At 61.6% G+C, this 13,155-nt stretch carries 12 protein-coding genes; 9 read left to right on the plus strand and 3 right to left on the minus strand.

Going from position 1 to position 13,155, the window contains the following annotated elements; translation table 11 throughout:
• The coding region (locus ABSB13_RS14960; RefSeq protein WP_490338406.1) for a thiolase family protein at positions 1–549 on the minus strand (549 nt) is incomplete at its 3' end.
• Positions 550–739: 190 nt separating this feature from the next.
• On the opposite strand from ABSB13_RS14960, the gene ABSB13_RS14965 reads away from it, so the two are divergent.
• The 6 genes from ABSB13_RS14965 (at position 740) to ABSB13_RS14990 (ending at position 8,049) form a co-directional block, all read left to right on the plus strand.
• Entirely contained in the window at positions 740–1,759 is a 1,020-nt protein-coding gene (locus tag ABSB13_RS14965) for a glutathione S-transferase family protein (RefSeq protein WP_428109992.1), read from the plus strand.
• Between the two features lie 2 nt (positions 1,760–1,761).
• Positions 1,762–2,916: a glutathione S-transferase N-terminal domain-containing protein gene (locus ABSB13_RS14970; RefSeq protein WP_428109993.1), complete on the plus strand. Its 1,155-nt coding sequence runs from the start codon at positions 1,762–1,764 to the stop codon at positions 2,914–2,916.
• A gap of 9 nt (positions 2,917–2,925) precedes the next feature.
• A complete protein-coding gene (locus ABSB13_RS14975) occupies positions 2,926–3,519 on the plus strand; it encodes a TetR/AcrR family transcriptional regulator (protein ID WP_428109994.1) in 594 nt (197 codons plus the stop codon).
• A gap of 98 nt (positions 3,520–3,617) precedes the next feature.
• Entirely contained in the window at positions 3,618–5,615 is a 1,998-nt protein-coding gene (gene ftsH / locus ABSB13_RS14980) for an ATP-dependent zinc metalloprotease FtsH (protein WP_428109995.1), read from the plus strand.
• Positions 5,616–5,654: 39 nt separating this feature from the next.
• Positions 5,655–6,536, plus strand: coding sequence for a hypothetical protein (locus ABSB13_RS14985; RefSeq protein WP_428109996.1), 882 nt, complete (start codon positions 5,655–5,657; stop codon positions 6,534–6,536).
• 274 nt (positions 6,537–6,810) lie between these two features.
• Positions 6,811–8,049: an acyl-CoA dehydrogenase family protein gene (locus ABSB13_RS14990; RefSeq protein WP_428109997.1), complete on the plus strand. Its 1,239-nt coding sequence runs from the start codon at positions 6,811–6,813 to the stop codon at positions 8,047–8,049.
• A 98-nt stretch (positions 8,050–8,147) separates the two neighbouring features.
• Here ABSB13_RS14990 and ABSB13_RS14995 read toward each other — a convergent pair whose 3' ends face one another.
• Both ABSB13_RS14995 and ABSB13_RS15000 read right to left on the minus strand, forming a co-directional pair.
• A complete protein-coding gene (locus ABSB13_RS14995) occupies positions 8,148–8,549 on the minus strand; it encodes a hypothetical protein (protein ID WP_428109999.1) in 402 nt (133 codons plus the stop codon).
• A gap of 428 nt (positions 8,550–8,977) precedes the next feature.
• Positions 8,978–9,199, minus strand: a complete 222-nt coding sequence (locus tag ABSB13_RS15000) for a hypothetical protein (RefSeq protein WP_428110000.1) — start codon at positions 9,197–9,199, stop codon at positions 8,978–8,980.
• Here ABSB13_RS15000 and ABSB13_RS15005 point away from each other — a divergent pair.
• From ABSB13_RS15005 to ABSB13_RS15015, 3 genes are all read left to right on the plus strand, one after another.
• Positions 9,192–11,216 (plus strand): TolC family protein, encoded by a 2,025-nt coding sequence (locus ABSB13_RS15005; protein ID WP_428110001.1) that lies wholly within the window; start codon positions 9,192–9,194, stop codon positions 11,214–11,216. The genes ABSB13_RS15000 and ABSB13_RS15005 overlap by 8 nt on opposite strands.
• Positions 11,217–11,963: 747 nt before the next feature.
• Positions 11,964–12,506 carry a carboxymuconolactone decarboxylase family protein gene (locus ABSB13_RS15010; protein WP_428110003.1) on the plus strand — a complete coding sequence of 181 codons (543 nt, stop codon included), beginning with the start codon at positions 11,964–11,966 and terminating at the stop codon, positions 12,504–12,506.
• A gap of 49 nt (positions 12,507–12,555) precedes the next feature.
• Positions 12,556–13,155 (plus strand): SDR family NAD(P)-dependent oxidoreductase (locus ABSB13_RS15015; RefSeq protein WP_428110004.1); only part of this gene is annotated, 600 nt, incomplete at its 3' end.

A 13,155-nucleotide genomic window follows, 5' to 3' on the forward strand; every position in this document is an offset into this window, starting at 1 on the left:
CTCCTGCGCCGCGAAGGTTCGCTGCTGACTCTGGAAAGAATACTGGTCCTGAGCTTCGCGGGAGATCTTGTAGCGCTTCGAGACGACCTCCGCGGTATCGATCATCGCCATGTACACCGCCGGCGCGTTCTTGAGGACCAGTGGATCGCCCTGGCGGTATGCGTTCATGTGCGAATTTTGCACCAGGCTGATCGACTCGACTCCGCCCGCGACCACCGTCTGCATGCCATCGACCATGATCTGCTTCGCCGCCATCGAGATGCTCATCAGGCCTGACGAGCACTGCCGGTCCACGCTCTGGCCTGCGACACTTTTCGGCAGCCCCGCGGCCATTGCGCACTGGCGCGCGACGTTGAATCCCTGGCTTCCCTGCTGGAGCGCGGCGCCCATGATCAGGTCGTCGATCTCGCCCGGTTCGACGCGGGCGCGTTTGATTGCCTCGAGAATAATCGGCGCCGCCATCGACGGCGACTCGATATCATTGAACGCGCCGCGATACGCTTTGCCGATCGGCGTGCGGGCGGTGGCTACTATAACGGCTTCTCTCATAACGGACTCCTTGCTTTCCGCGCGCACTCAGCGTGATCGCGTCGGATGCGGTTATTGACCTGCATAATGTCGCCGTTCGCCGATATTCGCAACTCTTCCAAAGTGCCTGCATATATTGACAGTTGATATGCCAATATATTAGCCTGCGCGAGCCTGTTGTCACAGGCAATCCAGCAGAGGAATAAGCCAAATGGCGGACAGATATCGTATCTTCGGCGTCGAGTTGTCTCCTTACTCGGTGAAGGTTCGCTCCTATTTCCGCTACAAAGGAATTCCGCACCAGTGGATCATTCGCAACGCCGATAGCCAGGCCGAATACCAGAAATACGCCCGGCTCCCGATCGTGCCGCTGGTGGTTACTCCTGAGAACGAAGGCCTTCAGGACTCGACGCCGATAATCGAGCGCATGGAATCTGTGTATCCCCAACCATCGATTCATCCGTCGGATCCGGTTGCTGCCTTCGTCTCGGTCCTGCTCGAGGAGTTCGGCGACGAATGGGGCAACAAGTGGATGTTCCACTACCGATGGGCGCGCGATGTCGATCAGCTCAGCTGCGCAGGACGACTCGCACGTATGATGATGCCGGCGGCCGACGAAGCACAGCTTTCCACCATGATCGCGCAGGTGCGTGAGCGAATGGTCGGGCGAGTCTGGTTTGTCGGCTCGAGCCCACAGACCGCGCCCCAGATCGAAGATTCCTTCTGCGAGACGCTTGCGATGCTTGAGACGCATCTGGCGAACCGGGCCTATCTCTTCGGCGCGCGGCCCGCCTTCGGCGACTTCGCAATGTGGGGTCAGCTCTACAACCTATGGACCGATCCTACGCCCGGCGCGATCATCGAAGCGCGCGCCACGAATGTCCTGGCGTGGATTCATCGAATGCTGTGGCCGCGAGCGGAAGGTAATTTCGAGGATTGGGCGAGCCTCGAGCCAACCCTGATGCCGCTGCTGGAGCGGCAGGTCGGCCGGTTGTTCATGCCGTGGACGACAGCCAACGCGAGCGCTATTGCCGGCGGGCGCGAGGAATTCAGCGTCGAGCTGGCCGGCCGCACGTGGACTCAGAAGCCGCAGAAATATCACGCCAAATCTCTCGCTGCGCTGCGCGAAAAATACGCCGCGCTGCCCGAAAAATACGCCGCGCTGCCCGACAAGCGAGCTATTGACGCAGTCCTCGATCGTGCGGGCTGTCTTGCCGGGCTGCGTGGCTGACCTTGGCGACGGCGTCTGACCGCAAGCCTCGCGCCGCGCGCTATCGCGTGTATGGGATGAGCCAGTCCTACTTCACGCGCAAGCTCACCGGTTACCTCGACTACAAGGGTATCCCGTACCTGCTGCGGCGATTCGCAGGCGCAAACCGCGCCGCGCGTGAGGCCCGATGGCCGGGTGCGATGCCGGTCGTGGCGACCCCCGACGGTAATTTCATGTGGGACACGACCGCGATGATCCATCACCTGGAGTCGCGCTTTCCCGAACCACCCGTGTTTCCCAACGATCCGGTGCTGGGCTTTATCGGCTACGTCCTCGAAGATGCGCTCGACGAATGGTTCTATCGCCCCGCGGTGGGATCGCGATGGTTTTATGAGGAGAACCATCGGGTTGGCGGATGGGAGCTTGCGCGCGACGCGACCCATGAGTTGCACGTTGCGTGCGACCAGGCATACGCAGTCGTGAAGGCGCACGTCACCGCGACCTGCGAGCCCTTTGGCGTGACGGCCGCGAATATCGATTCGTGGATCGGGGAAATTCTGCGGCCGTGGTTTCGGATGATGGGTGCTCATCTCGCAGCGTATCCGTTTCTTCTGGGCGGGCGTCCGTCGCTCGCGGATTTCGCGTTCTTCGGCGGCAACGCGGCGCATTTCATCAACGATCCGTTGTGCCGGCGATGGGTCGATGCGGACGCGCCGGCAATCGTCACGCACACTCATCGCCTCATGGAGCCCGAGGATGCACAGTTCGGCGATTGGATGGCGCCCGCAGAGGTGCCGGAGACGCTGATCGCAATTCTCGCCGAACTGGGCCGCGTCTACCTGCCGTGGGTCAGCCGTGCGGCGGCGGACGGCAAAGCGCAGCTCGCATTCGCAGGCGGGGATCGGATCGAAATCGCGATCACGCCGTTTCTCGCCGAAGCCCGCGCAACTCTGCTCGCCCGCTATGTAAAGTATCGCAGCGATGCGCTCGACGCGGTCCTGGCGCGCGCGGGAATTCTTTCCTTCTTCGCGGACTACACCGATCATGCCGGCGCGCTACCGAACTACAGCGCACCGCCGCGTCCCGCACTCAATCGCCCTTTTGGACCGCCGTGGGAACGGGAGCCGTGGCCCGCCGGCGCTCGCCAGGTCCGCAACACCGGCTCGATTACTGACTGAAGCGGGACGATGAATATAGACACACCCGCCCGCGAACGTACCGATGGCCGTCGGCAGCGCAGTGAAGCAAGCCACGAGCGTATCGTACGCGCGATGCTGGAGCTGGTCGGGGCCGGCCAGGTTACGCCTGGCGCGGAAGCTGTCGCCGCACGCGCCGGCGTGGGGCTGCGCACGGTATTCCGCCACTTTGCCAATATGGAAAGCCTGTACCAGCAGATTGATGCGGTGATGACCGCCGAAATTCGTCCAATGGTCGAGCGTCCCTTCTCTGCCAGCGAATGGGAGGCGCAGCTTGGTGAATTGATCGACCGTCGCATCTGCATCTTCGAGCGCATCATGCCGTTCAAGATCGCGGCGGACGTTCACCGCCATCATTCACCGTTTCTCGCCGGCCAAGTGGCCGAGATGACACGGGAGCAGCGTGCCGCGCTCAGCCGTCTGGTCCCAAAGGACAAGCGCGACGATGCCTTGTTCTTCGAGAGCCTCGATCTCGTTTTGAGTTTTGAGACCTGGCGGCGATTGCGGAGGGATCAGAAGCTTTCCTCGCCCCGCGCGCGCCACGTGCTTGAACGCCTCGTCGGCGCGCTCCTCAAAGCCGATTAATTACATTTTCGGATCTGTCCGCGCGCGATTTGGCGTAGGGCAGATTGACTTCAGATGTGCCATCTTGTGAACGTCGCAATGGGCGAAGGATGCGGCAAATGGCGCAGCAGGAAGCGAAGCCAGAAAAGAGAATGACGGGGCCGCAGCAACCGCAGGTCCCGCGCGGCGTCCTGTTCTGGTGGCTGATGTCTCTGGCGCTGCTGATCTGGTACGTCACCGGCCTGTGGCCGCGGTCGCAGCCCAAGGCTGCTATCCCCTATTCCTTGTTTCTCGCGCAAGTACGCCAGGACAACGTCCGGTCGGTTCACATCGCCGCAGACGTGATCGAAGGTAAATTTGTAAAACAGCTCGTTTGGCCACAGCCCGAATCTCCCACCGAGCCATCGTCGAAGCCCACGCAGCCGCCTGCTGCATCTCCACCGGGCGCGAGCCCAAGCGCTGCGGCCACTGCATACAGCGAATTCACCACGACCTTTCCCGCGACCGTCGGCGATCCCGGCATGATGCCTCTGCTCATAGAACACCATGTCGTCGTAGACGTGTCGTCGTCTTCAACTCCTTGGTTCATCGAGTTGCTGTTCACATGGGGGCCGCTGGTACTCCTGTTCGGATTCTTCTGGTGGATGAGCAACCGGGCCGTGCGTAGTCAATCAGGGATGTTCGGTTTTGGACGGACCAGGGCAAAGCGCTACAGCAGCGAGCAGCCAAAGGTCACTTTCAATGACGTGGCAGGAGCGGACGAGGCCAAGGCCGAGCTTCAGGAGGAGGTTGATTTCCTGAAGCACCCTCAAAAGTACCACGACTTGGGGGCACGAATTCCCAAAGGCGTGCTGCTGGTCGGAGCGCCGGGAACCGGCAAAACTCTTATGGCACGCGCGGTGGCAGGCGAGGCCGGGGTCCCATTTTTCAGCCTCAATGCCGCCGAGTTCATCGAGATGTTCGTCGGCGTGGGAGCGAGCCGCGTACGAGATCTCTTCCAGCAAGCCAAAGCGGCGGCGCCGTCGATCGTGTTTATCGATGAGCTCGACGCGGTTGGACGCCGACGCGGCGCCGGCCTGGGCACCGTGAACGACGAGCGCGAACAGACGCTCAACCAGCTATTGGGCGAACTCGACGGTTTTGACGAGCGGCTCGAGGTCATCATTCTGGCGGCGACCAATCGGCCCGACGTTCTCGATCCCGCGCTGCTGCGGCCGGGACGTTTCGATCGCCAGGTAGTGATTGGTCTTCCAGACAAAATAGGGCGTGAAGGTATCCTGCGCATCCACACGGGCAGGCTCCGACTCTCCGGCGATGTGGATCTGCCCACTCTCGCGCGCAGCACGATAGGCATGAGCGGGGCGGACCTGGCGAACCTTTGCAATGAGGCCGCGCTTACCGCGGCAAGAAATAATCGTCCGGCGGTTACCATGGCCGATTTCGAAGAGAGTGAAGACAAGGTTCGGATGGGTGCGGCGCAACAACACCTGGTGAATCCAGGCGAGCGGCGCGTCGTCGCCTATCACGAGTGCGGACACGCAGTGGTCGCGTGGATGACGCCGGCGGCGGATCCGGTGCACAAGGTGACGATTGTGCCGCACGGACAGGCTCTCGGGATGACGGAGCAGATCCCGGGCGAAGAGCGCCACAACCTGAACCTGTCCTATCTGAAGGCCCGGCTGGCAGTGATGCTCGGCGGACGCACTGCGGAGGAGATCGTCTTCGACGAGGTGACCACCGGCGCCGAGAACGATCTGGTGGAAGCTACGCGTTTGGCTCGCCGCATGGTGACCCGCTGGGGGATGAGCAAGCTCGGACTCGTGGCTTTCAAGACCGACGAGCAGCAACCTTTCCTCGGATACGAGATTTCGCAGGGACGCGATTACAGCGAAGCGACCGCGGCCCTGATTGACCATGAAGTCTCGCGTCTGCTCCAGGAGACCCACGACGGCGTCCGCCGTTGCCTCACGGACTCGAGAGAGCGGCTGGATCGGCTGGTAGAAGCGCTGCTGCGCGAGGAGACTGTCGGTTCCGACGAGTTGATTCGTATCCTTGGTCCGCGTGTCGATTCAGGATCGGAACAGACGAATGGGATTATCACAGGTCCACGAAAATAATTCCGGGCATACGACATGACCGCGAATGTCAGAAAAGTATTGAGCAAGCTCGACTGGATGCGCGAACAACGCATCTGGCCCAATGGAATGCGATACCTATGGACCGACGCTTTCGGCGTCGTTCTGTTGGTTTCGCTCTACCACGAACTGGGGCAGAGCAAGTTCCTCGACGAAGCTCAGCGGGTCGTCGCAGACGTCGAGCGTGTGCTGGGACGCCCGCGCGGCTTGCGAATCGGCGAGGCCGCGGATCGTGACGGCCAGTACTTTCACTATCTGGCGATGTGGGTTTTCGCGCTATCGCGACTGGGCAGGATAGTTCCCGAATATCGCACTAAAGCGATCCAACTGGTGAAGGACATCCATCCCGCTTTCGTGATCCCGGGCCGAGGCGTGCGCTGGAAAATGCTCGAAGACTTGAGCGGACCATATCCAGGTTTCGGACCGGGCTCGCTCGATCCGTTCCATGGATACATCGTTTACCGGCTGCTTGACGAAGATACGCTTGCAGACGAGATCCAGCAGATGAAAATCATCGTCGAACGAAGCTACGAAAACCTGGTCATCACTCAAGACCTGGGTCTTGGAATGATGCTGTGGATGACGTGCTTCTTCCCCGAGGAAGAATGGGCGCGCGTTCAGCGCGAGCGGAGTCTCGCGATACTTGACCGGATGTGGATCGATCCGCCCGGCTACTTCTGCCGCGAGCCGGGAGCGGATTCGGTGAAATTTGCCTTCACCAACTTCGGCGTCTCGGTCGGCGTGCAGGCCGCTGAGGCGTGGCCGGAGCGCGGCGCGCGATTGAACTCCTATTTCGAAACCTACCGATCGGGCGACGAATACGATACCGATGCGATCACGCACGTCATGGCGTGCGTGTCATCTTTCCCGGGCGAGTTCATACCGCAGCGCATCGGAGCCTAGCTGCCGTCGTATGTGAGTTCTTGTATTTTTCTGATTCGTTCAGTAGTGGAAGACTTGTGTACGCGTGGGCATCGCCATCGGTGAGCCCAACGAGTGCCGCTCTTCGATGACCCGACGCGCTCAATTATTTTCCTCGGTGCATTCGTGCGGCAACGCCGGATGCTATGAGCGCTTCAACGAGCCTGTGGAGTGTGGCCATTGATCCCAAGGCGAGCGGGACAAGTTTTGGCCGCGGTGGCGCGGTGCTAGGCTTGAGCCCACAGAGGAAGACATCATGAATATGAACGTGAAACCCATCCCGACGCTCGACGCCCGGATCAACCAGATCCGCGCGCTCACGGCGCAAATCATCAACCGCGAAATCATGCCCAACGAGCGCAAGCTCTGGGCGGGATGGCGCGACGGCGCCACGGACGAGGAGCGGCGCAGCGCTCGGGAGCTGCGCGACTCGATCAAGGAGAAGGTGAAGCAGGCGGGCCTCTGGGCGCCGCATCTTCCGCCGGAGTATGGCGGCGCCGGGCTGGGCTTCCTCGAGCATGCGTACATGAACGAGGTGTTGGCTTACAGTATGGGAGCGGCGGCGCTCTTCGGCGTGGTCGCGCCCAACTCGGGCAACCAGCAGATCCTGCTCAAGTACGGCACCGAGGAGCAGAAGCGCAAGTGGCTGGTGCCGCTCACCGAGGGCAAGATGGAGTCCGGCTTCTCAATGACCGAGCCCGACTCCGCAGGCTCGGATCCGCGGTCGATCAAGACCACGGCACGCCGCGAGGGCGACCAGTGGGTGATCGACGGGCACAAATGGTTCACCTCCAACGGGTTTCGCGCCGACTTCCTCATCGTCATGTGCCGCACCGGTGGTAAGGGCGACGACAACGGCCGCATGACGCAGATCATCGTGCCCAAGGACACGCCGGGCGTTCGCATCGTGCGCGGCATCGAGATCTGGGGCCGGCCGAGCGACCACTGCGAGATAACCTACGACGACGTGCGCGTGCCGATGGCTAACCAGCTCGGCCAGGCCGGCTCGGGCCATCAGGCGGCGCAGGATCGCCTCGGAGCGGGGCGCGTCTATCACTGCATGAACTCGATCGGGCAGATGTGGCGGGCCTTCGACTTGATGGTCGAGCGCGCCACGATGCGCGAGGTGCACGGCGGCAAGCTCGAGACCAAGCAGTTCATCCAGGGCTTCATCGCCGACTCTTACATCGATATCCAGGCGGCGCGCTTGATGACCATCCACTGCGCCGAGCGCATGGACAGCGGCACCGACCCGCGCACGGACATCTCGGCGATCAAGATCTTCGTCCCGTCGGCCTACGAGCGGGTGGTCGACCGCGCGATCCAGGTGTGGGGCGCGGCGGGCGTCTCGGGCGATCTGCCGCTTGCCGCCATGTACCAGGGTGCCAGGACGCTGCGGCTAGCCGACGGCCCGGACGAGGTCCACCGGATCCTGATCGCGAAGAACGTGCTGGGCCGGTATCACTCTGGGGAAGGCTGGGACTTCGGAAACTGACCGCGAGCCCTAAAACGCGGTCAGCCCGCACTGGTGAAGGTATGCACCGATCCTGATGCGCAGGCCATCACTGATATGGGGTTTGCCGGGTCCTATGATTATGGAATGACGGTCGGCGCAGCGACTGGATTGAGAGAACCTTGAGGTGGCGCTGCGGCCTTCACGGTCACCACATAGGTAACTTCTTCTCCCGTAGCGAGCGTCACGTCGAGTTTCCAAGTGCCGCCATCGGCGCCCACTAATTCGATCCTGCCCGGGGCATTTTGCACCACGAGCGCGTTGGGATTGCTGACCACCTTCGGGGCGGTCGCATCTTGTTTTACGCCAGTTATGGTGTAGTTCTGGCCCTTACTGATCTCTACTGGAATGACGCGCCGTTTGGCCGTGGGCGATTCGGCGAGCGCGGACGATCCGTTCAAGGCGATTAGCGCCAGCAACACCAAGGCGCTCGCCAGTAAACGGCGAGTACGCGCCTTTGTATCAGCCTCTTCGACTATCATTTGTTCCCTCCCCCAAATGGCGAAACGAATCGGCGCCCCTAGTAAGCCAGGATTTCCGTTCTGGATCCTGATTCAGATTCGCACCAACACCGGGTCATCTGCAAACGCAAATTTCGAGCCGGTTCTCATGCGATCCGCCATAGACTATCCTTTGCGGTCGCCGCGCGCGCGGATTAGGTTTTGAGCATCGACAGCCGGAAAAAAGCGGACGGTTTCGCGTCTGGCGGGCACGCAACGCCCGGCGAACCCCGCTGCTACTTGACGCCAGCCGCGTTCTCGCGCTGAAGTGCGCATGGAAAACCGGTGTAACCTTTGCCGAGGCGCCACGTCTCTAATTCATCCGGATTGGTGAGGCTGTATGTTGAGGGTACGGGGGCGAAATGGGCCGCAAGTGCTGCGATCTGACATCGCGGCGCTCGTCAAATGCATCAACTCTGCTGGAACTGCGCGTCGCTGTTACCTTGCGCGGTTCCTTCGATGAGGTCGACAAGTTCTCGCGAGCCCAACCAAATGAAGAAATTGCATTCTGCTTCCATAGGTGCGGCGCTACTTGATGCAATCTGTGCAATCCGTCGAATCGCGTCGGCCTCGCCGCTGCTGTGGCCGTTGGCGATGCTCCTGTATGTTCCCGCCATTTCACGCTTGGCCATCGTTATCGGCAACTCGAGCGCGCGAGCGCGGGCGCGGGCGACGATCGTCCTGGCGCACTTACGTATCGGGGAAATACGGCGACGCGACGCTGCGGTCGTCGCCAAAGGTTCACGCAGCTTTTGGCGGTTGCAGGCAGGCATCGCCGGGTCATTTGCCCTCGTAGCCGCCGGCCTGATGGCGACGACGATCCCACTGGTGTATGCCCAGGCGCAGCCGGCAAGTGCAAAAGCGAGTACCGGGAATCCAGTTAGCTCGGGAAATCAAACCAGCTCGGTCGGAGCACAAAACTCGGCGCCGCCCGTCGATGTCAGCGTTACTTCGCAGGCGGCGCACAAGTTCGAAACTAATCCAATCCTGTCGCTGCCTGATATGCTCGCTCGCCAATGGGTTCCCGGCCGCGAGGATTTAGCACGCGACTACTTCCCCCGGATCGAGGACAATCAGGAGCATAAGCTCAGTCTCAAAGAGACTATCTACCTGGCGCTTGAGAATAATCCCGGCCTGCAGTCGGTGTCGTTGGACCCGGTTGCGGCGACCGAGAGCGTCAAGGCGGCGAACGCCGTGTTCGACCCCCAGCTAAGCTCGCAAATAGATACGGAGAAGGAAGTCACGCCAGTCTCTTCGCCGTTTCAAAACCCAGGCTCCATTACCGACGTGGGGAAGTTCTACGATTGGAACTTCGGGATGAGCAAAGTGCTTTCCGGGAGCAACGGCACTTTGGGCATTACCTTCAACAACGATCGCGAGCTGACCAATTCCGGGTTCAGCCCGGTCAATCCCGTATATACGCCCACCATGGTAATGTCGCTGTCGCAGCCGCTATTGCAGAATTTCGGCTGGCAGTTTGCCACGATTAATGTCCGCCTGGCCGAGTCGGCGCAGCGCTCTTCACAATGGAACTATGCTTCATCGGTCAACGACTTCGTTCAGCGCATCGGTAACGACTATTGGGGTGTAGTGGGGGCCGAGCAGAGCTTGCAGGTCGCTGATTCAGCCTTGAAGTTCAACACAGATCTGGTGCGGGTTAACGGCAACAATGTCCGGCTCGGTATGATGGCTGCGGTGAACCTGTCCGAGGCTATGTCGGCCGCCGCCACCGCGCGGGCAAACCTATCCGCAGCCCGTGCCGGCCTCGAGATCGCCCGCACTACGCTTCGCCAGGACGTGGCGCTCAACCACTCCGGCGCGATGCTTGCCGCCGAAATCGAGCCGCTGCAGCAACCCGACACCAAGTTCGGACCACTCGAGACCGACGATGACGCGTTCAAGGCGATGCTCGAAGACAGCCCCGCACTGGCCGGGCTGCGCGAAGCGATTCGCAGCGCGTTGATACAAGTCAAATACGCGGAAAATCAGACCTTGCCATCGCTCAATCTGGGCGTGCAGATCGGCATAACATCAGAGGCCGGTAACTCCAAATGTACCGCCTCCGGCACGATACCCGCCTACGCCAACTGCTATGACCCGAATGGACCCATTACAAAACCGGGAACCGACAATGCGGCCGAGCTTCCCTTTGGCGGCGACTACGGCACGGCGTTGAACAGCCTGTTCGATTTCAAATTTTATGACTATGCCGCGGTCCTGGGCTTTTCGATGCCGCTGGACAATGCCGCCGCGAAAGCCGCTCTGGCGCAGGCTCATGTCTCGTATGATCAGGCCCGGATGCAGTATCGGCAGGCGCTCTACCAGGCGGTTTTGCTGGTCAAAAGTGCGCTTGCCAATTTGCGCGCCTACGAGGAGCAGGTCGACGCCACCCGGGAGGCCACCGCTTACGCGGCACAGAGTCTGCACGATACTCAGGCCCAATTCCGCGTCGGCATGGCAACCACCAACACGCTTCTACAGTACCAAAGCAATCTGGTAACCGCGCAGGGCAACGAGGTTCAGGCCGATGTCGGCTTGGAGAACGCGCGCCTGGCCTTGTGGCATGCTGAAGGCACGCTGTTCGGGCAGTTCAACATCGACTTCCAGGTGCAGAACCCGCGTCAGTCGCCATGGTACTCGCGCTTTTGAACCCGAGCCGATGACCATGCCGGCAAACAGGGCTATGACTGTACTTAAGTCCATAACGGTGCTCGCACTGGCGCTGATGCTGGCCTCCGTCGCATGGGCTCAGCTACCTGCTACCAATCCGCTGGTGGTGCCTCCCCTGCCGCCCGGCCCTCCAGCCCAACTGCCGGCCCCGGTTAGCACCGCGATTGCGCCAATCGCAATTCCGGTACCGTCGCTGCCCGCCGCCTATTCGACCCCCGGAGCGCGAATGTTCAACTGCTCCTGTTGGGGTCCTGGTGAGCCTACTCACTGGATGGGCCAAGTGACCGCCGCTGGGTACCTTAGCGCCAGCCATAGCGCGAGCGGTGCCTGCATCTCCTACAACAAGGGAAGGCCTCCGTCCTACGGAGCGGCGGGCGGCGTTGGTGCCGGTAATTCTTTCGGGCCGATGCCTGGGGCGCAGGAGAACGCGGGTGCCGCCAAATCCTTCGGCTTTCCCGGAGTGGCGCAGAGTTCAGGATCGTCCTCTTCGCTTGGCTCACTCCCCGGGGCCGCGCAAGGTATAGGAGCGGGCAATTCGTTCGGCGCGCCCTCGGCAGGGCTGAGTTACTCCAGCGCACAGCAGTCACGGCTGTGTTCGACGTGCGTATGTGACTGAGCAGTCGCGCCTGAACCGATCGGTTGACCGGCAATCGAGACACGATGATGCTGATGCGAGATCGAGGATGGTGACTCCGTGAAGAACGCCGTGTCATTGCGCAGGACGACATGAGCCGCGTACCGCCGATTTCAGAAGCCCAGGCCCAACCGGCCGCGCGCGAGGAGTTGCAACGCCAGCGCCTCGCGCACGGGCGCGTGACCAACATGAAGCTCACGCTGGCGCACTCGCCGATCGCGCTGGAGGCGCTGATGCAGTGGTATCCGCTGCATGACGCGGTCGCGCGCTTCCTCGGCGAACGCGCCACAACGCTTTTCGTCCACGCGATCTCCGCCCAGACCGATTGCCTTATCTGTTCCACCTTCTTCCGCCGCCTGCTCATCGAAGCCGGCGAAGACCCCGATTCGCTGCAGCTCAACGAGACCGAGCGCGCGGTGGTCGACTACGGCCGCCAGCTTGTCGTCGACGCCAATCGCGTGAGCGACGAGCTCTACGCGCGGCTTGAGACTTTTCTTAAGCCCGCGCAGATCGTCGAGCTTACGGCGTTCGGCGCAGTCATGATCGCGACCAACGTCTTCAACAACGCACTGCGCGTCGATCTGGACGGATATCTCCAGCCGTTTCGGCGCAAGGGTACCCCCGCCGGCGGCTGAATGCCTCCAGTCGGCGCATCATTCGGCGGAAATCCTTCGGGAGCGCATCATGTACGACGACCTTCGAGATAAAGTGGCGCTTATTACCGGGGCCGCTCACGGTCAGGGCCGCGCCTGCGCCATCGCGCTCGCCCGCGAGGGCGTTCACATCGCTGCGCTGGACGTGGCGAGGCAACTGGCTTACCCCGGTTACGCGCTTGGAACCGCCCACGAGCTCGACTCCGTTGCGGCCGAGATTCAGAGCCTCGGCGTGCGCGCTCTCGCGCTCGTCGCCGACGTGCGTGACGCTCGCGCCGTGGCCGCCGCCGTCGGGGAGGCGATCGAGACTTTCGGACGAATCGACATCCTGTTCAACAACGCGGGCATCTGCGCCTATGGCCTCGCCCAAGAGCTCAGCGAGGAAGCGTGGGACGCGATGCTCGACATCAATCTCAAGGGCGCGTGGCTGGTGGCGAAGAACGTGATCCCGCAGATGATTTCCCGCCAGTCGGGCGTGATCATCAATAACTCGTCAGTTGCAGGGCTGCGCGGCATGGCGCGGTTAAGTCACTATGCCGCCTCCAAGTGGGGACTGGTCGGATTGACGAAGTCGTGGGCGATCGAACTGGCGCCGCACAAAATTCGCGTGGTTTCGATTCATCCCACCGGC

It is taken from the genome of Binatus sp. (SeqCode) (assembly GCF_050013435.1).
In the GTDB taxonomy this organism is placed as follows: domain Bacteria; phylum Desulfobacterota; class Binatia; order Binatales; family Binataceae; genus Binatus.

What these genes read in the sequence shown, in the direction of transcription:
- ABSB13_RS15000 (WP_428110000.1), bottom strand. Translation starts at nt 9,199, where the DNA reads ATGGCCAAGCGTGAAATGGCGGGAACATACAGGAGCATCGCCAACGGC.
- ftsH (WP_428109995.1), top strand. Translation starts at nt 3,618, where the DNA reads ATGGCGCAGCAGGAAGCGAAGCCAGAAAAGAGAATGACGGGGCCGCAG.
- ABSB13_RS14975 (WP_428109994.1), top strand. Translation starts at nt 2,926, where the DNA reads ATGAATATAGACACACCCGCCCGCGAACGTACCGATGGCCGTCGGCAG.
- ABSB13_RS15010 (WP_428110003.1), top strand. Translation starts at nt 11,964, where the DNA reads ATGAGCCGCGTACCGCCGATTTCAGAAGCCCAGGCCCAACCGGCCGCG.
- ABSB13_RS14995 (WP_428109999.1), bottom strand. Translation starts at nt 8,549, where the DNA reads ATGATAGTCGAAGAGGCTGATACAAAGGCGCGTACTCGCCGTTTACTG.
- ABSB13_RS14990 (WP_428109997.1), top strand. Translation starts at nt 6,811, where the DNA reads ATGAATATGAACGTGAAACCCATCCCGACGCTCGACGCCCGGATCAAC.
- ABSB13_RS14965 (WP_428109992.1), top strand. Translation starts at nt 740, where the DNA reads ATGGCGGACAGATATCGTATCTTCGGCGTCGAGTTGTCTCCTTACTCG.